This window comes from Pseudomonas sp. AE27 (assembly GCF_037113495.1).
In the GTDB taxonomy this organism is placed as follows: Bacteria; Pseudomonadota; Gammaproteobacteria; order Pseudomonadales; family Pseudomonadaceae; genus Aquipseudomonas; species Aquipseudomonas palmensis.
Map to the genome: position 1 here is coordinate 4,657,272 of NZ_CP146966.1, position 21,091 is coordinate 4,678,362.

At 65.7% G+C, this 21,091-nt stretch carries 17 protein-coding genes; 16 read left to right on the forward strand and 1 reads right to left on the reverse strand.

From position 1 onward, the window contains the following. The first annotated feature begins 83 nt into the window (after positions 1-83). The 11 genes from V9K84_RS21320 (at position 84) to V9K84_RS21370 (ending at position 13,737) form a co-directional block, all read left to right on the forward strand. Positions 84-1,577: an acetyl-CoA hydrolase/transferase family protein gene (locus V9K84_RS21320; protein ID WP_043862331.1), complete on the forward strand. Its 1,494-nt coding sequence runs from the start codon at positions 84-86 to the stop codon at positions 1,575-1,577. A gap of 319 nt (positions 1,578-1,896) precedes the next feature. Next, the gene (locus V9K84_RS21325) at positions 1,897-2,112 is read left to right on the forward strand and encodes a DUF1127 domain-containing protein (protein ID WP_043862330.1); all 216 of its coding nucleotides are present in this window, start codon (positions 1,897-1,899) and stop codon (positions 2,110-2,112) included. A gap of 238 nt (positions 2,113-2,350) precedes the next feature. After that, positions 2,351-2,668: a DUF2388 domain-containing protein gene (locus tag V9K84_RS21330; protein WP_043862329.1), complete on the forward strand. Its 318-nt coding sequence runs from the start codon at positions 2,351-2,353 to the stop codon at positions 2,666-2,668. A gap of 114 nt (positions 2,669-2,782) precedes the next feature. Beyond that, entirely contained in the window at positions 2,783-3,076 is a 294-nt protein-coding gene (locus tag V9K84_RS21335) for a DUF2388 domain-containing protein (RefSeq protein ID WP_054916009.1), read from the forward strand. A gap of 27 nt (positions 3,077-3,103) precedes the next feature. After that, a complete protein-coding gene (locus V9K84_RS21340; protein WP_043862327.1) occupies positions 3,104-3,424 on the forward strand; it encodes a DUF2388 domain-containing protein in 321 nt (106 codons plus the stop codon). After that, a complete protein-coding gene (locus V9K84_RS21345; protein ID WP_338792421.1) occupies positions 3,421-5,376 on the forward strand; it encodes a DUF4105 domain-containing protein in 1,956 nt (651 codons plus the stop codon). Before V9K84_RS21340 ends, V9K84_RS21345 begins: the two co-directional genes overlap by 4 nt. A gap of 184 nt (positions 5,377-5,560) precedes the next feature. Beyond that, positions 5,561-7,012, forward strand: coding sequence for a hypothetical protein (locus V9K84_RS21350; protein ID WP_088514222.1), 1,452 nt, complete (start codon positions 5,561-5,563; stop codon positions 7,010-7,012). Beyond that, on the forward strand, positions 7,000-8,475 hold the full coding sequence (locus V9K84_RS21355; protein WP_043862324.1) for a hypothetical protein: 1,476 nt from the start codon (positions 7,000-7,002) through the stop codon (positions 8,473-8,475). The genes V9K84_RS21350 and V9K84_RS21355 overlap by 13 nt, the downstream gene beginning before the upstream one ends. 15 nt (positions 8,476-8,490) lie before the next feature. Beyond that, entirely contained in the window at positions 8,491-8,895 is a 405-nt protein-coding gene (locus V9K84_RS21360) for a hypothetical protein (protein WP_054916013.1), read from the forward strand. A 110-nt stretch (positions 8,896-9,005) separates the two neighbouring features. Further along, positions 9,006-12,698: a tubulin-like doman-containing protein gene (locus V9K84_RS21365; RefSeq protein WP_168186825.1), complete on the forward strand. Its 3,693-nt coding sequence runs from the start codon at positions 9,006-9,008 to the stop codon at positions 12,696-12,698. A gap of 10 nt (positions 12,699-12,708) precedes the next feature. Beyond that, a complete protein-coding gene (locus V9K84_RS21370) occupies positions 12,709-13,737 on the forward strand; it encodes a hypothetical protein (RefSeq protein WP_088514220.1) in 1,029 nt (342 codons plus the stop codon). Between the two features lie 6 nt (positions 13,738-13,743). On the opposite strand, the gene V9K84_RS21375 is transcribed toward V9K84_RS21370, so the two are convergent. Next, positions 13,744-14,145: a GFA family protein gene (locus tag V9K84_RS21375; RefSeq protein ID WP_043862321.1), complete on the reverse strand. Its 402-nt coding sequence runs from the start codon at positions 14,143-14,145 to the stop codon at positions 13,744-13,746. Positions 14,146-14,440: 295 nt separating this feature from the next. Between V9K84_RS21375 and V9K84_RS21380 the strand changes: the two genes are divergently transcribed. From V9K84_RS21380 to V9K84_RS21400, 5 genes are all read left to right on the forward strand, one after another. Further along, a complete protein-coding gene (locus V9K84_RS21380) occupies positions 14,441-15,748 on the forward strand; it encodes a CitMHS family transporter (RefSeq protein WP_043862320.1) in 1,308 nt (435 codons plus the stop codon). 75 nt (positions 15,749-15,823) lie between these two features. Next, entirely contained in the window at positions 15,824-16,597 is a 774-nt protein-coding gene (locus V9K84_RS21385; protein ID WP_043862319.1) for a TerC family protein, read from the forward strand. A 245-nt stretch (positions 16,598-16,842) separates the two neighbouring features. Continuing rightward, entirely contained in the window at positions 16,843-18,501 is a 1,659-nt protein-coding gene (locus tag V9K84_RS21390; RefSeq protein ID WP_043862318.1) for a Na/Pi cotransporter family protein, read from the forward strand. Positions 18,502-18,538: 37 nt separating this feature from the next. Next, entirely contained in the window at positions 18,539-19,909 is a 1,371-nt protein-coding gene (locus V9K84_RS21395; protein WP_088514219.1) for a pitrilysin family protein, read from the forward strand. 158 nt (positions 19,910-20,067) lie between these two features. Next, positions 20,068-21,090 (forward strand): DUF5924 family protein, encoded by a 1,023-nt coding sequence (locus tag V9K84_RS21400; protein ID WP_054916017.1) that lies wholly within the window; start codon positions 20,068-20,070, stop codon positions 21,088-21,090. Position 21,091 lies beyond the last annotated feature (1 nt).

The following is a 21,091-nucleotide window of genomic DNA, read 5'->3' on the forward strand; positions in this document are numbered from 1 at the left end:
CGCATTCGACCTTGGTCGCGGGACGCCGACAGGCGAAATCAATAGACTGCGCATCTAGCTTTAGTAGCCCGAGATAATAATCCATGTACCGTGATCGTATTCGCTTGTCCTCTTTGCACAGCAAGGTAATGAGTGCGGCCGATGCCGCAGGTTTGATCGAGGACGGCATGACCGTCGGCATGAGCGGTTTCACCCGTGCCGGCGAAGCCAAGGCCGTGCCCCACGCACTGGCCGAGCGAGCCAAGCTGTCGCCGCTGAAAATCAGCCTGATGACCGGCGCCAGCCTGGGCAACGACCTCGACAAGCAGCTGACCGAAGCCGGTGTGCTGGCCCGTCGCATGCCGTTCCAGGTCGACAGCACCCTGCGCAAGGCCATCAACGACGGCAAGGTGATGTTCATCGACCAGCACCTGTCGGAAACCGTCGAGCAACTGCGCAACCAGCAGCTCAAGCTGCCGGACATCGCGGTCATCGAAGCGGTCGCGATCACCGAAGACGGCCACATCGTGCCGACCACCTCCGTGGGCAACTCGGCCAGCTTCGCCATTTTCGCCAAGCAGGTCATCGTCGAGATCAACATGGCGCACAACGCCAACCTCGAAGGCCTGCATGACATCTATATCCCGACCTACCGGCCGACCCGCACGCCGATCCCGCTGGTGAAAGTCGATGACCGCATCGGCAGCACCGCGATCCCGATCGACCCGGCCAAGATCGTCGGCATCGTCATCACCGAGCAGGCGGACTCGCCGTCCACCGTATTGCCGCCGGACGACGAAACCCAGGGTATCGCCAACCACCTGATCAATTTCCTCAAGCAGGAAGTCGACGCCGGGCGCATGACCAACAAGCTCGGCCCACTGCAGGCCGGCATCGGCAGCATCGCCAACGCGGTGATGTGCGGTCTGATCGACTCGCCGTTCGAAGACCTGACCATGTACTCCGAAGTGCTGCAGGACTCGACCTTCGATCTGATCGACGCCGGCAAGCTGAGCTTTGCCTCGGGCAGTTCCATCACCCTGTCGACCCGTCGCAACGCCGACGTGTTCGGCAACCTGGAGCGCTACAAGGACAAGCTGGTGCTGCGTCCGCAGGAAATCTCCAACCACCCTGAAGTGGTACGGCGCCTGGGCATCATCGGCATCAACACCGCACTGGAGTTCGACCTGTACGGCAACGTCAACTCCACCCACGTGTGCGGCACGCGCATGATGAACGGCATCGGTGGCTCGGGCGACTTCGCGCGCAACGCGCACCTGGCGATCTTCGTCACCAAGTCCATCGCCAAGGGCGGCGCGATCTCCAGCGTGGTACCGATGGTCAGCCATGTGGACCACACCGAGCACGACGTGGACATCCTCGTCACCGAGCAGGGCCTGGCCGACCTGCGTGGCCTGGCGCCGCGCGAGCGCGCCCGGGTGATCATCGACAACTGTGTGCACCCGGACTACCGCGACGCACTGAACGACTACTTCACCCGCGCCTGCGAAAAGGGTGGGCACACCCCGCACATCCTGCGCGAAGCCCTGCAGTGGCATGAAAACCTGGAAGAAACCGGGCGCATGCTGGCCAGCTGAAGCCGTCCCTGTACAGCCGGTGGCGCGCAATGCGCACCGGCTGTACAGTTGCCCCGCTCAACCGTTACACAAACTGTTCTACTGTACCGGAGTTTTGACGGTACCTTCCTACGCAAAATCCCCTCATTGGCCCTAAATTGCACCGTTTCAGTGCGGACCGGTACAGTTGCGTCCAATCCGAGTGCAACAGTCTGCATAAACAGTTAACTGGCCCATCACAATGCAGGTGAACTGTATCTACTGTTATGGACGACACAGGAGGATCATTGGCATCAGTTAAATCACTACCTAATGCCGCCACAAGCGGAAGGATGACACCATGGAACGTACACTCAGTTCCGATCTGGCTTTTGAAAACAACGCTCAACAATCCCAGGGTTCGCTGCCACTGCGCCTGCTGGCCAACCTGATGCTGTGGCAACGCCGCATCGCCAGCCGCCACCAACTGGCTCGCCTGGACTCGCGTCTGCTGGCTGATGCCGGTATCAGCGAAGCACAACGTTACGAAGAGCTGAGCAAGCCTTTCTGGCGTTGATGCAGGGCCCGCCGGCCAACGCCGGCACCCCGAATTCAAAAACCCGTCGCAGGTGACTGCTGACGGGTTTTTTGTTTGAAAGGCCCGTGCCAGAGCATTCGAACCCCATACCAGTACAGTTTTTATAAACCAAAATACCACCAGTACAATCGTACAGCTGCGCTGCAGGAACCGGCGAAGCAGACGCCGCTGCACCACCTGCTGCATAATAGCCGGGCCCATATTCAGGAGATCGACCATGTCCCGTACCCGCCTGCTTGGCGCCGCAATGCTGCTGGCCCTGGCCTCCACTGCCCACGCATCCAGCTTCGTGGTCACCACCGATACCGTGGTGCGTGGCGTTGCCGCCTCCACCAACGCGACCTCCGATGCCTCCTCATCGCTGCGCGATGACAAGATCGTGCGCGCCGCCCGTGACGACGCCGCCAGCTTCGTCGCCAGCCAGGGCGCCATCCGCGGTGTGAAACTGGAAAGCGCCTTCGCCCACATCCGCCAGCAGGCCCCGACCCTGCAGGCTTCCGACGCCCAACTGGCCCAGGCGATCCTGGCCATCTGAACCGCGCAAGGGCCCGGTACACGTAACAACGTGTAAAAGCCGGGTACCCTGCGCTGGTCCCCACCCGCGCATTGGGATAGCCTTGCCGCCTGATTTCACAGCCAACCAGACCTCATGCGTTATTTGCTACCGCTGCTGCTCGCACTCTGCGCGTCGACTGCCGCCCAGGCCTTCGACCTGACCACTCAAAGCCTTGTGATTGCGGGCTACGCCACCAGCAAGGTGACCACCGCCCCGTTCGATCGCAAGCTGATCCTGGCCGCCCACGACGATGCCGCCGCCTTCGTCGCCAGCGACGGCGCCCTGCGTGGCGCACAGCTGGAAGCCGCCCTGAACGCACTGCGCCAGCACACCCCCGAACTTCATGCCAGCGACCTTGAACTGGCGCAGGCAATTCTCGTCCAATGATCACAACCGATTTTCCGGAGATGCTCCATGCGTAAACCGCTGATTGCCGCCACCCTCGGCCTGATGCTGCTGGCCGACGTGGTCCAGGCACAAACCCTGGTGGCCACCAGCAATATCATCGTGCGTGCCTTTGGCCGCTCGATCGACTTCACCTCCGACACCACCACCTCGATCCGCGACTCCAAGGTCGTGCGCGAGGCCCGTGACGATGCCGCCAGCTTCGTCGCCAGCCGTGGCGATATCCGTGGCGCGCAACTGGAAGCTGCCTTCGATACCCTGCGCCAGCGCGTCCCCGAAGCACGCGACGCCAGCGACCAGGTGCTGGCCGAAGCCATCCTGTCGCTGTGAAACCCCTTGCCTGGCTGTTGGGCAGCGTACTGACGCTGCTCGGCGCCCCTGCGCTGGCCGACCTGCAACTGCACCTGCAGGCAGACGGCCTCGACCCGCAACAGCAGCGGGCCAGCCAGGCACTGCTCGACGAAGCCCTGCAGGCCCTGCCGCCACGCTTGAAGGCTGAGCTGGACCGCCGCGTCGACGTCTCCTGGACCACCCGCATGCCCGAAGACGCCTATGGCCAGGCGTCGCTGGTATCGAGCCTGGAGCTCAACCGGCGCCTGCTGCCGGGCCTCACCGATGGCAGCGCTGCCACCGCGCAGACCGGCCGGCCGCATGGCACGGTGCACCAGGAGCTGCTGGCTACCGTTCTCCACGAGCTCACCCACCTGTATGACCGCGCCCGCCTGTGGCCAGCGCCCGAGCGCCGGCTGATCAGCCGCTGCGTGCGCCAGAACACCAGCCTGGGCAAGGTGGGGCTGCCCGATGAATGCCGCGGCCAGACCGAACGCCGCTTCACCCTCAGCGACGACCCGCGCCTGCTCGACCTCGCCGGCTGGCCGCAATACGTGGGCCGGCGTGGCGAGCGCGAACAGCACAACCGCCAGATCGCACGCACCCCGGACAGCTACGAGCTGAGCAGCCCCAAGGAATTCATCGCGGTCAACATGGAGTACTTCCTCCTCGACCCGAGCTACGCCTGTCGCCGCCCGGCCCTCTACAAGTACCTGCGCGAGCATTTCGACTGGGCGCCTGCCGTTGCCGAGTGCGCGCCGGGGCTGCCGTTCCTCAACGCCGGCAACGACTTCGACAAGCAGCCGCTGGGCCAGGTCGACCCCGAACGCGTGTACGCCGTGGACTTCCTGCTGGCCGAAGCCAACCAGAACTGGGTCAGCCGCTGGGGCCACAGCATGCTGCGCCTGGTGATCTGCGCGCCGGGGCGCCCACGCGGTCCGGACTGCCGCCTGGACCTGGACCAGCACCTGGTGCTCTCGTACCGTGCCTTCGTCAACGACGTGCAGCTATCGAGCTGGGACGGCCTGACCGGCGCCTACCCCTCGCGCCTGTTCGTGCTGCCACTGGCACAGGTGATCGACGAGTACACCAAGACCGAACTGCGCAGCCTGGCTTCGATCCCGCTCAAGCTCGACCGGGACGAAATCGAAGACCTGGTGCGCCAGGCCGCCGAGATGCACTGGAACTACGACGGCCACTATTACTTCCTGTCCAACAACTGCGCGGTCGAAACCCTCAAGCTGCTGCGCAGCGGCACCGGCAACCCGCGCCTGGCCGGGCTCGACAGCATCATGCCCAATGGCCTGCTCGAGGTGCTGCAGGGTCGTGGCCTGGCCGACATGAGCGTGCTCGACGACCCGCGCGAAGCCTTGCGCCTGGGCTACCGCTTCGACTCCTACCGCGACCGCTACCAGGCCATGTTCCAGGTGCTCAAGCAGCACCTGCCGGTGCCGCAGGCCAGCGTGGAGGCCTGGCTCGAACAGCCACCCGCCCAGGGCCAGCAATGGTTCGCCCAGGCCGACCTGCGCACCAGCGCGGCCTTGCTGCTGCTGGAACAGGCCGGCCTGCGCCGCCAGTTGCTGCTGGCCCAGGACGAGGTCAAGCAGCGCTACCTCAGCGGTCGCGAGCTCAACGACACCAACGTGGCCCAGGCCAACAGCACCCTGCAGCAGATCCTTGCCAACAGCGGCTTTCTCAGCAAACCGGCCGAACTGCTGAGCGGCAGCGGCTACGGGCTGCCCCAGGCCAGCGAACGCCAGCAGCTGGAGCAGGCCAGCAGCCAGCGCCAGCAGCAACTGCAGCGCCTGACCGGCGACCTGGACAAGGAAGTACGCGCCTTGCTCGGCCCCGAGCGCGCCGCCGAAATCGCCGCCGTCGAAGCCAACCTCAAGCAGCTCGGCGAACACCTGCGCGCATTGCACAAGGCCGCTGGCGGGCTGCAATTGCCCTGAGTCGGTAGTTGACTTTGTAACTGCCTGTGCCACTATTTCGCCGCTTGAAAAATGGCATTTGGCTGCCATTGCGCCCCGCCGAAAGGCGCCGGGACATTTCGCAGAACCTCTTTCTTTCGACGTGACGGCCTGACCTCAAGCAGGCACTGCCGCGCACGGACGACCGTTGGCATGGTGGGATTATATGGACGTAGTCGGAGACGACCGCGAGTACGAGTGGTCGCTGGATGGGCAACGCTGGTTGCAGGATGCCCATGGCAGGTTCTCCCTGACCCACGTCGCCGGCAAGGCGCTGGAAGACGCGCAGCCCGACCTGGACTTTCTCGTCGGTGCGCAGCAGGCGCCCGGTGCGCAGGGCTGGCTGCCGGCCAGCTTCCGCCATTGCCCGCAGACCGGTACAGCCCTCACACCCGTGCGCTTCGACCGCCAGCAACGCTGGTTGCCGCCCTATGGCAACGGCAGCGGACGCCGGGTGGTGGAGGGCAGTTGCCGGCTCGACGGTGCCGAACACACCCTCGCCGCGCTGTACCGCAAGCTGGACGGCGCTACCCCGCGCAGCCTGAACACCGCGCACAAGTACGACCAGCTGCCACGCAAGAACGGCTTGAATTTTCTCGTCGCCAACCTGGGCGGTCATCGCGAGGCGCTGTTTGCGCTGGCCCGCGACGGCAGCCTGTTCCGCTGGCAGCGCCAGGCCCAGGAGTGGGCGGCGCTGTTGCCGCACAGCACCCCGATCGGCCGTTGCAGCCTGCCCAGCTGGGCGTGGGGCGTGAGCCTGCGCGAGGTGGGCGAACAGCAACGCCTGCTGCTGGCCTGTGACGAGGGTGCCGCCGAGGTGCGCGTCGACCCGCTCGATGGCCGCTACCATGTCGACCGCTGCCCGGGCCGTGCCATCGCCGCCCCCGGCGATCTCGACGACCAGGTACTGATCCCGCAGCAGATGCCCGACGGCAGCTTCAGCCTGGTGGCACGCCACAATGAACAGTGGACCCTGCACCCCATCGCCCACGCCAACCCGGCGCACCTGCAGGGCCTGTCCGCGCCACTGCGCGACCCGGCCTCGCGGCGCCTGCTGTGGATCGGCGCCCACGGTTACCTCAGCGTCAAGCTCGGCGCCCAGCTGGACGCCCAGTGGCTGAGCTGGCCCGCCGGTGCCCAGGCCCGCCCCGAATACGGCCCGCCGTTCGTCAACGGCTACGGCATCTGGCAGCAACTGTTCGAGGGCAGCGAGCAGTACTGCCTGCGCCTGGACTCGGACGAACGCAAGGAAGTCAAAGGCTCGCGCCTGAGCACCGGGCACCTGAACTACATGTTCAACGTGCGCCTGGATGCGCCCTGGGGCGAGCACGACGTCGACAACACCCCCACCCGGCGCGAAGTGGTCTACCCCTTCATCGAGTTCATCGACAGCCAGTACCTGCTGTCGGTGCGCGTCGAGTGGCCGTCGAGCCTGCAACAGTTCTTCGGCAACGACCAGGCCATCGACAGCCAGTTCTGCCTGGAACGCGTGGGCCAGCCGCCCTTGAGCATCACCCTCAAAGTGGCCCAACCCTGGAACGCCCAGTGGTTCTTCCACGACAACGCCCTGTGGCTGTACATCGATTCGACTGGAGCGCTCTACCGATGGAACGCATGAACCGCCTGCTGCGCCGTGGCCTGCTGCTGGCCCTGAGCCTGGTGTGCCTGAGCGCCCAGGCGCAACCGCTGCGCCAGGTGTTTCTGGTACAGAACTCCGGCTGGATGGAGCCGTTCTACCTCGACCCGGCTTCGGGCTTCAAACCGCTGATCACGCAACTGGCCGCCACCGCCGCCGGCAACGGCGAAGTGGTGATCGGCGCCTTCAACCAGGCCGACAGCAGCCACCCCTCGCCGCAATGGACCTACCGCGGCCCCGGCACCCACGCCAAGCTCGGCGACAGCGTCAATGCCCTGGCACTGGCACGCAAGGCCAGTGGCGCCTATGCCGACACCGACTTCAAGGAAGCCCTGCTGGCCGCGATCAAGACCGGCCTGGAAGGGCGCGAAGGCATCATCTGGATCGTCACCAACAACAAGAACAGCCCCAACAACAGCAGCGAGACCCAGCTCAAGAACCGCGAGTTCTACGACCTGCTGCACAAGGAAGACGTGATCAGCCGCATCGCCGCCTTCCCGCAGAAGATGCCGGTCAAGAGCAGCAACTTCGAAGCCAACGGCCTGATGATCTACGCCCTGGCCTACGGCGCCAATGCCGGTGCCGCGCTGGAACAGGTGCTGGCCCAGCCGGCCCTGGCCAAACTGCTGAACGACGCGCGTGTACGCCTCAAGCCGCTGACCCAGGCCGCCGTGCGCTTCATCCCGACCGGCGTCAAGGACACCCCCGACGTCAGTGCAGAGCTGGCCCCCGATCAGCAGACCGTGGTGCTCAACATCAACGTCGACGGCTCGCCCAAGACCGCGGTGTTGCTGGGCCGCTTCGAGAACCAGTTCAACCCCTACCAGATCCACTCGGCCAAGGTCGCGATGAGCCTGGACATGCCCGGCGAAGCCCTGCAGTCGGCGATCTCGATGGACCGCATCGAGAACCTCGAACCCGGCGCCCGCTCCGACGAGCTGTCGATCAGCCTGCAACTGCCGCCGCTGCCGTCGCAGTGGTCCAGCGAAGTGCTGCTGTCCAGCGGCTACCAGCGTGCCGGGGCCATCGAAGTGCGCCTGAGCGAGCAGCAACTGCAGATTTCCCAGCAGTTCATCGAGCGCATGAACGAGCTGTTCCCCAACGATGCACTGCCCGATGTGTTCCTGCCGTCCAGCGAAGCCAGCGCTTCGGCCACCCGCCTGCCGATCGTGCTGCAGATCAGCTACCCGCTGGGCCCGGTGCTGTTGCTGCTGGCCCTGCTGGTGCTGGCGTTGATCGGCCTGTTGCTGGCCAAGGCCCTGATCGGCGGCAAGAAGCCGGTCACGGTGATGGTCGAAGGCATCGCCCAGCAATACCCGCTCAAGCCGTTCAGCAGCGCCAGCGTCTATGACGCCCGGCAGAACAAGGTCGCGACCGTAAAGCGCGGCCTGTTCGGCGCCACCCTCGAAAAACTCGCCGCCGACGTCGCCGTGCGCCTCAAATAACCCAGGACCCCGATCATGACCCAGACCAGCTCCCTGCCAGCCCCCGTAGAAAACGACGCCGCACCGGCCACCACCACCTCCACCCTGAGCGTTCCGGCGCCGCTGATGGACCTGGGCCCGAAAAAGGTCGACAGCCGTGACGCCCTGATCGGCGTGGCCGTGCTGGTGGTACTGGCGCTGATCTTCTTCGTGATCAAGAACGCCTACGCCAACTGGCGCGTGCGCGAGCGCGTGGCCCCCAGCCGCGCCAACGCCTCGGGCTGGTTCCTGTTCCTGGGCCTGCTGCTGGTCTCGGCCATGGCCGTGCTGGCGGTGATCAACTCCGGTCAGTTCCTCACCCCGCTGTACCTTGCGCCACTGGCTGGCGTGGCCGGCATTTCGCTGGTGGCCTGGCTGATGACCTTCTCGGCCAAGCGCTGAGCCCGGCCTGCACTGCCCGCGTCAGGCCTGGCCTGACGCTTCAATTTGATCCACGGATTTAGCCCGCCGACCCGACTCGGCCAGCCCAGCCAGGGCTCATGGAGTTTCAGATGAACGAGAATGCACAACCTTCCGGCCCGGCAGCGCTGAACATGGTCAGCGAGAAGATCCACCCGACGCTGTTCATCGCCCTGGGCGGTACCGGCATGAAGGTCAACATTCGCCTGCGCCGGCGCATTCTCAATGCCATCTGGGGCGGCAACAACCAGGTGCAGCAGATTGCCGACTTCCCCCTGGTGCAGTTCATCAACTTCGACCTGGATGCTGGCGAAGTCACCCAGGACGGCAAGTCGATCAAGACCGACGTGCTGGCCGAACAAGTGGCCTTTACCTCCGAAGAGAAGATCATCGAGCCGCTCAACCTGAGCAAGTACACCCACTCGATGGACGAGCTCAACCGCCACCGTGAAGTGGCCGAATGGTTCCCGCTGACCCCGGACAAGATCCGCGCCCTGGGCATCGACCCCTCCAAGGGCGCCGGGCAGATCCGTGCGCTGTCGCGCCTGTACTTCTACGACAAGTACCCGGTGATCCGCGACAAGCTGCGCGACAAGGTCGGGCGCCTGCTGGCCAACATCGGCGGCAACGCCGACAAGCTCAAGAAGCTCGGCCTGGAAATCGACCCCGGCAAGATCCGTATCGTCATCAGCGGCTCGGCGGCCGGCGGCACCGGGTCCGGTTCGTTCCTGGACATGGGCTACCTGGCCAAGGCGATCCTCAAGGAACACAACATCGCCGGCAAGGTCGACCTGTTCTTCGTGTTGCCCGGCGGCTTCCATGCCTACAACACCGAGCGCGTACAGGCCAACGGCTACGCGGCGCTGATGGAGCTGGAAACCAGCATGCGCGGCAACCGCCTGGTCAAGCACTGGGACGCCACCGACAACCTGTTCATCGACAACCGCCCGTACGATGACGTCTACATCATCGACAACAGCAACGTCGCCCAGGCCAAGACCAGCGACCAGGAAGACGTCTACGAGATGCTCTCGGACGTGCTGTTCACCGACTTCACCTCGCAGGACTTCGCCAACAAGAAGCGTTCGATCGCGGTCAACCAGAACCAGCACAAGATCCGCTCCTACACTGTGCGCCTGCCCCAGGACTACGGCGACGACACCGAGCTGCGCTTCCCGTGCTCGTACTCCTCGCTCGGCCAGGCCGTGCTCGACACCCAGATCGACGCGCGTCAGAACGTGCGCCTGAGCCGTCAGGTACAGCAGATGCTCAAGGCGTTCTTCGGCATCGCCAACGCCTCGGCCAACGACAACCGTCCTACCGACCGCGAGCGTGACGACTTCCTGCGCGAGCAGCTGAACGTCACCCCGCGTACCTTCACCGAACTGCCGGACTTCCTGTCCAAGGTCGAGCTGACCCTGGCCACCGGCGAGTTCACCCACTACCAGATCGCCGACGACCTGCTGCTGGTGGAAGGCGACAACAGCATCACCGCCCAGATCGAGCAGAAGGTCGAAGCGTTGTTCGAACGCCTGCACAGCGGCGGCGCCGACAAGGACCAGTGGCTGACCCACGTGCGCGAGATCCAGCAGCAGCTGGAACGCGACACCAAGGGCAGCAACATCGACAGTGCCGAGCGCAACCACGAGGTGCGCATCAAGGAAAACCGCCAGCGCCGCCTGGCCGAGCTGGTGCGCGAAGACGCCCTGCCGGAAAAACTCTTCCGTCGCCTGGACGACGATGAGCGCGGTGGCCTGGACTACACCCTGGCCCTGGTCGAGATGCTCAAGGACCGCCTGGAAAACGAAGGCAGCGGCATCATCCCGGCGCTGGAAAAGAACGCCGCACGCTTCAAGGAACTGGCCGAGAAGCTGGAGTCCTCGGAGCTGGCCCGCGAATTCGAGCGCCTCAAGGAAACCACCGGCGGCGGCCTGATGGCCCGCCTCAGCGGCAAGGACAAGCAGGCCGAGACCGTGCTCACCCAGGTCAAGGACACCCTGCGCGACAGCCTGTTGTTCTACGTGCGCCATGTGGCCGCGCGCGAGGCGGCCCAGTTGCTGCGCGAGCTGTCCGACTGGCTGGGCCGCAAGGAGTCGGTGGACCAGAGCGGTCGTGCGGTGTGGAACGGCTTCGTCGGTCGTCTGCAGGACGGGCGCAACGCAGTCGACCAGCTGCTGCGCCGGATCGAGACCGACATCAGCAAGATCGACGCCAGCATCAAGGAAAAACACGCCACGCTGATCCCCCTGGCGCTGGTGCAGAACAGCGAAGAGCAACCGGTGGACGGCGCCCAGGTACGCGAGTGGGCCAAGGACGCATTCAAGGACTTCGGCGGTTCCAAGACCCTGTTCGGCAAGCTGCAGGACGAGGAGGGCCAGGAAGAGCTGCTGTCCAAGCTGCGCGCCAAGGCCGTACAGCAACTGCCGCGCCAGACCCAGGGCACCGACCCGCTGCTCAGTGCGCTGGCCGCGCTGACCCCGGACGAGCAGCGCGAGAAGTTCCGCCAGCTGCTGCAACGTGCCATGCCGTGGACCCCGCTCAACCTCACCGGCGGCTTCGGCATCGGCAAGGACCGCTACACCTGCCTGGTCGGCGTGCAGGACGCCAATGAGTTCAAGCGCGCCTATGGCGCCATGCTCGGCCAGTGCCTGCCACAGGGCACCGGCATGACCGCCGGGCAGATCCAGTTCGTCGAGTCGGGCACCCCGGGCAAGCTGATCTGCTTTACCGAGCTCAGCGGCTTCCCTCTGCCGGCGCTGACCCCGCTGCCGACCTACCTGGCCAGCTACCGCAAGGAAAGCACCACCATCCCGCTGCACAGCCACAAGCGCATCAGCCAGTTCGTGCAGCCGATCCAGTTCACCCAGGAGCAGTACCGCCAGTTCGCCGAGGACTTCAAGCTGTACCTGCACGCGGTCGTGATGGGGGTACTGCGCCGCAACCCGTCGGAACGCTACGAACTGATGATCGACCAGGACTACTTCAGCGTCGGTGACGAGTTCGCGATCCGCCAGAACGGCCTGAACCAGCTGCAGCGCAAGGACATCGAAGACCAGCTGCGCCAACGCTACGAGCAACTGCGCAGCCCGCAGCAACTGGCAGCCATGGTCGCGCTGTTGGAAGACCTGCGCCGCGGCGCCTACAAGCCGCAGATGCGCCAGGACGAAATCGGCGTGTCGTCGCTGTACCAGACCTTCCCGTACAAGATCGCCGAGCTGCTGAAAAACGAGTACGACAACCGCCTCAAGCGCCAGGCCCCGGACAACGCCGAGCGCCTTGTCGAGCAGGCGCGCGCGTTGCTGCAGCAGTTCACCGAGCCGGTCAGCGGCTCGCGCGCCGATGTGTACCGCGACGAAGTGCACGACGAGCACAGCGAGAAGCGCACCCTGCTCAAGGACTTCTTCACCAGCGGCTGGCTCGACAGCCTGTTCCAGCCGGCCGCCAGCACAACGCCAGCTACCGCCCCCATGCCGGGCATGGCGCCACCGCCACCACCAGGCGCAGCCGGCATGGTGCCACCGCCGGTAGCCGCACCGCAGTACAGCTACCACCTGAGCGTGGCCGGCACCAACTATGGCCCGTACACCACCAGCCAGCTGCAGCAGTACGTGCAGACCGGCCAGGTGACCCGCGACAGCCTGTTGTGGCGCGAAGGCATGGCCGCCTGGCTGGGCGCCGGGCAGATCGCCGAGCTGGCCCACCTGTTCGCCCCGACGCCCGCCGCAGCGCCGCCTGTCGGTACCCCACCGCCCGTTGCGCCGATGGCGCCACCGCCTGTGAACTGAGGAAGGCCCCATGTCCGCATCCGCGAAAAATCCGGCCTTCCCGCTCAACTGCGCCAGCAGCGCGTGCAACCAGCCCCTGAGCGGCCCGGTGGCGTTCTGTCCGTACTGCGGCGCCAGCAGCCAGGTTGTGGCCGCTGCACCCGCCGCGCCGGCGCCGGTGGCCGTGGTGAGCGCGGCCCCGACCGCCATGCCCGCAGCGGCGCCCGCGCCGGAGATCGAACCGGTGCACACGCTGGCCCCGGCAGGCATCGTGAGCACACCGGTAGTGACGCCGCCGCCCGTACCGCCGGTAGTGCAGGGGGCGCCGGCTGCCAAGTCGCGCAACCTCGGGCGCAAGCTTGCCCTGGCCGCCGGTGTGGTTGTGGCGGTACTCGGCTACGGTGCCTACCAGGCCAGCCAGCGCCAGTCGCTGCAGCAGTTCGAAGCCGAACTGGCCGCCGGCCAGGCGTGCCTGCGCAGCAGCCAGTTCGACTGTGCGCTGGAAAAAGCCGAAAGCGCGCTGCGCATCGAGAGCAAGGACCCGCGCGCCATCAGCCTGCTGCAACGTGCCCAGGCCGGGCTCGAGGGCCAGCAGCGCGACCAGCAGGCCAAGGCCCAGGCGGCAGCCGCCGCGGCCAGTGCGGCAGCCGCTCGTCAGGCTGCGGCCGAACGGGCGCAACGCGAGCAGCAGGCCCGTGAACTGGCCACCAAGGAGCAGCAGCTACGCGACGAGCAAACCCAGCTCGCCAAGCGCCAGCAACAGCTGGAACAACAGGCTCGCGTCGTGCAGCCGGCGCAGCAGCGTCCGCTCACCACCCCGCGCCCGCCCGTACAACGACCTGCCAGCGCAGCCAATGCCGGGCTGGTGGGCCAGCAACTGAGCCAGGCACGCAGCGCCCTGGCCCGTCGTGACGGTGCCACCGCCCGTTCGCTGGCCAACAGCGTGCTCAGCCAGGACCCTGGCAACCGCCAGGCGCAGATCATCCTGCGCCAGGCCGAGCAGCTGCGCGCTCAGTCGTTCAACACGCCAAAGGGCCTGGGCGGGGTGATCATCGAGTAGCCCGCGCTATAGCGTCTCGCCGGGCTCGCCCGGCAGCTGCTCGTCCAGGTGCACCCAGGGCAGCCGGCTGTCGGTCCAGATATGCCGGCGCGGCTGCACCTGCTCCGGTGCGTCCAGGGTGGTGATGGTGATATCGATGCTTTCGGGGCTCAGGTCGGTGGTCAGCGCCATGTGCGCGCCACAGCGGCTGCAGAAGTAGCGCACGCAGCTGGCCGACGAGTCGTAGCGCTGCGGCGTGCCCAGCAGCCACTGGAAGTCCTCGCAGCGCACCGTCGCCCAGGTCACCAGCAACCCGCCGGTCACGCGCCGGCACACCGAACAATGGCAGTGCGCGACATCCTCCAGCGCACCCGCCACCCGATACCGCACGGCGCCGCAATGGCAGCCGCCTTCATGCACTTCGCCCATCCTCGTCGCTCCTGCAGACCCGCACTGGTTGATGAAACCTTCTGTCGCCTTTGTGCTGCCGAAAGCTGGCTGAAAGCTTGGGCACTTAGCATCGCCTCACCTCCGGCAAAAGACCGGTCAGCCAGGGCTCTGACTTTACTGCAGTGCCCGGCCCAATCAACAACAACAATGGTGATACTGATGTCCTTCCACGCCCGCGTTCTGCCTGCCCTCCCGCCGTCACTCCCAGCACCGCGCACCTTGCGCTGATCCGTTCGTCCCTTTCTCGACGCGCCTCGCCTGGAGTAACTGCCCCATGCTGACCTTCCTCGGCTTCGCCATGGTCATCACCTTCATGTACCTGATCATGACCAAGCGCCTGTCGGCCTTGATCGCGCTGATTCTGGTACCGATCATTTTCGCCCTGTTCGGCGGCTTCTCGGGCGAGATCGGCCCGATGATGCTGCAGGGCATCAGCAAGCTGGCACCCACCGGCGTGATGCTGATGTTCGCCATTCTGTACTTCGCCCTGATGATCGACTCCGGGCTGTTCGACCCGGCCGTGCGCAAGATCCTCAAGCTGGTCAAGGGTGACCCGCTGAAAGTCTCGGTGGGCACCGCCGCGCTGGCCCTGGTGGTATCGCTGGACGGTGACGGCGCCACCACCTACATGATCTGCGTGGCCGCCATGCTGCCGCTGTACAGCCGCCTGGGCATGAGCCCGCGGATCATGGCCGGCCTGATCATCCTGGCCGGCGGGGTGATGAACATGACCCCCTGGGGCGGCCCCACCGCCCGCGCCGCCAGCGCGCTGCACGTCGACCCGTCGGACATCTTCGTGCCGATGATCCCGGCCATGGCCTTCGGCGTGTTCGCCATCCTGGCCATCGCCTATATGTACGGCAAGCGCGAACGTGCCCGCCTGGGCGAACTGCACCTGCCGGGCGATGAAATCGACCACAGTGAAATCAGCGTATCGCAATATCCCGACGCACGCCGGCCCAAGCTGCTGTGGTTCAACGGCGCATTGACCCTGGCCCTGATGGTCGCGCTGATCGCCGGCCTGCTGCCGCTGCCGGTGCTGTTCATGATCGCCTTCAGCATCGCCATGGTGGTCAACTACCCGTGCCTGCAACAGCAGAAGGACCGCGTCGCGGCCCACGCCGGCAGCGTGCTGGCGGTGGTGGGGCTGATCTTCGCGGCGGGCATCTTCACCGGCATCCTGTCCGGCACCGGCATGGTCGAGGCCATGTCCAAGAGCCTGCTGGCGGTGATCCCCGAAGCGATGGGCCCGTACCTGGCGGTAATCACCGCGATCGTGAGCATGCCGTTCACCTTCTTCATGTCCAACGACGCCTTCTACTACGGCGTGCTGCCGGTGCTGGCCGAAGCTGCCAGCCACTACGGCATCAGCCCGGTGGAGATGGCCCGTGCCTCGATCGTCGGGCAACCGGTCCACCTGCTCAGCCCGCTGGTACCCTCGACCTACTTGCTGGTAGCCCTGGCCGGTATAGAATTCGGCGATCACCAGCGCTTCACCCTCAAATGGGCGGTGCTGGTGTGCCTGTGCATCATGTTCGCGGCGCTGCTGATGGGAATTTTCCCGCTGTTCAGCAGCCTATAATTCATCCGTTTCATCCCAACGCTTGCGCGTCGACCCCTGCGGCGCGCAACGCCCCACACGCTCGAAGGAACACACATGGAATGGCTGACCAACCCGGAAATCTGGGTTGCCTTTTTTACCCTGACGGCTCTCGAGATCGTCCTGGGCATCGACAACATCATCATGATCTCGATCCTGGTCAGCCGCATGCCCAAGCACATGCAGCAGCGCACCCGGATCTTCGGCCTGGCGCTGGCGATGGTCACGCGCATCCTGCTGCTGCTGTCGATCGCCTGGGTCATGCGCCTGACCGCCGACCTGTTCCATGTGTTCGGCCAGGGCATTTCCGGGCGTGACCTGATCCTGTTCTTCGGCGGCCTGTTCCTGTTGTGGAAGAGCTCCCAGGAGATCTACCACGGCCTCGAAGGCGAGGACGAAACCCACGACGAGCCGTCTTCCGGCAAGGCCGGTGGCAAGTTCCTGTACACCATCATCCAGATCGCGATCATCGACATCGTGTTCTCGCTGGACTCGGTGATCACCGCAGTGGGCATGGTGTCCCACGTGCCGGTGATGGTGGCGGCGATCATCGTCGCGGTGCTGGTGATGATGCTGTGCGCCAGGACCATCAGCGAGTTCATCGACAAGCACCCGTCGCTGAAGATGCTCGCGCTGTCGTTCCTGATCGTGGTCGGCACCGTGCTGATTGCAGAAGCCTTCGACGTGCACGTGCCCAAGGGCTACGTCTACTTCGCCATGGCCTTCTCGCTGGCGGTGGAGGCGATCAACATCAAGATGCGCACCGCGGCGGCGAAAAAGAAACAGCAGAGCGACCCGGTGAAACTTCGCAAGGACATTCCGGGTCAGTAACACTGGCTGCGTTGAACAACAGGCCCCGAATGGGGCCTTTTGTCTTTTGGGACGGCAACGCGCCAGCGAAGATGCCCGAACCGGCGCGCGAGGTTTCAAAGCCTGTGCATGCATGCCATGCTGGCGCCACGGCCCTTGGCCGACTACAGCTTAAGTGAGCACTGGAAAAAACCGCCGGTCACCAGGCCAGGCTCACCGCGTCATCCACTTGCCCCACTGGGGCGCCTTAACAGGGGGCCGTAAGTATGCTGACCCTGCTCAACCTGCTCTCGGCCGTGGCCCTGCTGATCTGGGGCACACATATCGTACGTACCGGCATCCTGCGGGTGTACGGTTCCAACCTGCGCCGATTGCTGAGCCAGAACATGGCCAAGCGGCCCCTGGCGTTCATCGCCGGCATCCTGGTCACGGCCATGGTGCAGAGCAGCAACGCCACCGCGATGCTGGTGACCTCGTTCGTCGGCCAGGGCCTGATGACCCTCACCCCGGCCCTGGCCATCATGCTCGGCGCCGACGTGGGGACCGCGCTGATGGCGCGGGTGCTGACCCTGGACCTGTCGTGGCTGTCGCCGCTGCTGATCTTCCTCGGGGTGATCTTCTTCCTCTCGCGCAAGCAGACCCGCGCCGGGCAACTGGGGCGCGTAGGCATCGGCCTGGGCCTGATCATCCTGGCCCTGCAACTGATCGTGGAGGCCGCTGCGCCGATTACCCAGGCCCAGGGCGTCAAGGTGCTGTTTGCCTCGCTGACCGGCGACATCCTGCTCGACGCCCTGGTGGGCGCGCTGTTCGCCCTGATCTCGTATTCCAGCCTGGCCGCGGTGCTGCTCACCGCCACCCTGGCCGGCGCCGAAATGATCAGCCTGCCGGTGGCCATCGGCCTGGTGATCGGCGCCAACATCGGCAGCGGCCTGCTGGCGTTCCTGAGCACCAGCATGCAGAACGCCGCCGGGCGCCAGGTGGCGCTGGGCAGCCTGCTGTACAAGCTGATCGGCCTGCTGGTGGTCATCCCGGTGCTCGACCCGCTGGTGCACTGGATGGACAGCCTGACCTTCAGCCCGCAAGAGCTGGTGATCGGCTTCCACCTCATCTACAACACCCTGCGCTGCCTGGCCCTGCTGCCCACCGCGACGCCAATGGGGCGCCTGTGCCGCTGGCTGCTGCCCGAGCGCGAGGAAACCAACGGCCACGCCAAGCCCCGCCACCTGGACCCTGCCGCGCTGGACACCCCGAGCCTGGCACTGGCCAACGCGGTGCGCGAGACCCTGCGCCTGGGCGACCTGGTCGACAGCATGCTCGATGCCATGCTCAACGTGCTGCGCGGCAGCCAGACCGCGCTGACCCAGCAGGTGCGCACCCTCAGCGACGACGTCGAGGGCCTGTACAACGCCATCAAGCTGTACCTGGCGCAGATGCCCCGCGAAGACCTCGGCGAGCACGACAGCCAGCGCTGGGCCGAGATCATCGAGCTGGCGATCAACCTCAAGCTGGCCAGCGACCTGATCGAGCGCATGCTGCGCAAGGTGCAGCAGCAGAAGACGTCGCAGCGCCGCGAGTTCTCCCAGGTGGGCCTGGAGGAGCTGACCGTGCTGCAGACCCAGCTGCTGTCCAACCTGCGCCTGGGCCTGTCGGTGTTCCTCAGTGGCGACCCGCACAGCGCACGCCAGCTGCTGCGCGAGAAGCGCCGCTTCCGCGCCCAGGAGCGGCGCCTGGCCCATGCCCACGTCAGCCGCCTGCAGCGCAAGGTGGTGCAGAGCATCGAGACCAGCTCGCTGCACCTGGAACTGATCGCCGACATGAAACGTCTCAACTCGCTGTTCTGCAGCAGTGCCTATGCGGTACTGGGCGGCAGCGATACCGGCGCCCTGATGATCGACAGCGTACCGGACGATGCCCATTCGCCTTGACCCGGCGCTGCCCCGAACCCGTGCAAGGAAGCCTGTGATGCGTTGCCTGATGTTCATCTGCCTGTTGCTGAGCGCCCCTTCAAGCTTTGCCCTCGACCGCACCCAGGTCGAGGGCTACCTGTTGCCCAACGGTCTGCAGGTGCTGCTCAAGCCCGGCTACGAGCGCGACCATGTGTCGATCCGACTGGTGGTGGGCATCGGCTTCGACGACTTCCCGTGCGCGCGCCAGGAACTGCCGCACCTGCTCGAACACCTGCTGTTCAGCGGTATCGACGACACGGGCGAAGGCGGGCTGGAAGAACGCATGCAGGCCCTGGGCGGTGAATGGAACGCCTACACCAGCAGCGCCGACACCACCTTCGTCATCGAGGCCCCGGCGCGCAACCAGCGCAAGGTGCTCGACCTGCTGCTGGCCGTGCTCCAGGACACACGTATCGATGCCGACGCCTTGCAGGTGTCGAAGAGCATCGTCGAGCGTGAAGACGGCGGGCACTACACCCACCTGCAGCGCTGGCTGGACCGCCACGACCTCGGCCACCGCGCCAGCGACCAGCTGGCGGTGGAGCTGGGGCTCAAGTGTGCCGAGCGCTCCTCGGTGCAGGACATGACCCTGGAAGAAGTGAATGAACTGCGCCAGCACTGGTACGCCCCCAACAACATGAGCCTGATCGTGGTCGGCGGCCTGGACCGCGTGCTGCCCGCCTACCTGGAGCGCACCTGGGGCCTGCTGGAGCCGGTGGAACCGGGCGAGCGCCGGGTACTCGATGGCGTGACCCACAAGGCCCAGGCACGCCGCGAGCTGATCCGCGGCTGGCTGGGCGACAGTGCGCGGTTGCACTGGATGTTCCTGGAGCCGGTGCTGGATGAAAACCACGACGCCACCTACGACCTGCTGCAGCGCTACCTGGACTGGGCGCTGTATCGCGAATTGCGCCTGCAGCACAGCCTGTCGTACGGGCCGTCGGCGCAGCGCGAGCGTTTTGGCGACACCGGCCTGTTGAGCCTGAATGCCGACCTGGACAGCGATCAGGTCGAGGCGGCCGAGCAGATCCTGGGGCAGATGATCGAGCGCCTGCGCAAGGACGGCCTGGACCGCGCCACGTTCGAGCGCATCAAGGCCGCGGCAATCGCCCGCGAAGCGTGGACCAGCCAGGGCAACAGCGCGCTGGCCGACTACTACTGGGGAGCGTTGAACGACTATGCCGACGGTCGGGTCGGCGAGGCGAAGACCCGGTTGCGCGAGGTCAGCCTGGAGGATGCGGATGCGGCGCTGCAGGCGCTGTTCGCCGAGCCTGGGTATGTGCGGGTAGAGAAGCCGTTGCTGGGGTATGACCAGCTGGTGGGGCTGGGGGCGTTGGGGGTCGGGGTGTTGCTGGCGGGCATGCTGCTATGGCGGCGACGCCGCTGACGCTACCGCGGATGTAGGAGCCGGCGTTGCCGGCGAATGCCGCACCGCGCAGCCACGCCGAACGCGCAACGGCCTTCGCCGGCAACGCCGGCTCCTACAAGCGCAGCAAGCAGCGTATCCTGTAACAGATTTTTACCTCACCCAGCGAACGCCCCACCATGCCCGCACTTCTCCTGCGCCTGATCGACCTGATAAAGCGCTACCCGGGGGTCATCGCCCTCGGCGGTTTCATTTCCGGTATCGGCAGTTTCATCCTGGTAGACCGTCAGGAAGGCCTGGCCAGCTGGGTCGCCATCCTGCTGCTGGTGAGCTGGCTGTGGCTGATGTTCGAGAACACCTTCACCCAGCTGTTCACCCGCCTGTTCAAGCGCGAGATCCCGCAGCCGCTGCTGCGCTACGCCACGCAGATGATCCACCAGGAAAGCCTGTTCTTCGTGCTGCCGTTCTTCTTCGTCACCACCACCTGGAACAGCGGCCAGCTGGTGTTCACCGGCCTGCTGGCCGGCGCCGGGCTGGTGTCGATCGTCGACCCGCTGTACTACCGCTGGCTGGCGCCGCGCCGCTGGCTGTTCCTGGCCCTGCACACCCTGACCCTGTTCGCCGCGCTGCTCACGGCGCTGCCGATCATCCTGCACCTGACCACGTCGCAGAGCTTCAAGCTGGCGCTGGGCATCGCCATGCTGCTGTCGTTCCCGAGCCTGGCCAGCAGCTTCCCGATCAATCACTGGCGCCGTGCCGCCATGCTGGTGCTGGTCACCCTGGCCGTTGGCGGCAGCGGCTGGCTGCTGCGCTCGTGGGTGCCGCCGGCGACACTGTGGATGACCGAAGTGGCCATCAGCACCCAGCTGCAGAACCGCACCCCCGGCGACAGCCTGGAGCAGGTCAGCGCCAGCCAGATCCGCAGCGCCGGGCTCTATGCCTATACCGCGATCAAGGCCCCGCGCGGCCTCAACGAACGCATCTACCACGTATGGAAACAGGACGGCAAAGAGGTCGATCGCATTGCCCTGAACATCAATGGCGGGCGCAAGGAAGGCTACCGCGCCTGGACCCACAAGCAGGTGTTCCCCAGCAACCCGGTCGGGCATTGGCAGGTGCGCGTGCTCACCGAAGACGGCCAGGTGATCGGCGTGCTGCGCTTCGAGGTGGTTGATGACGGTCAAGCATCCGTCGCCAAGTGAC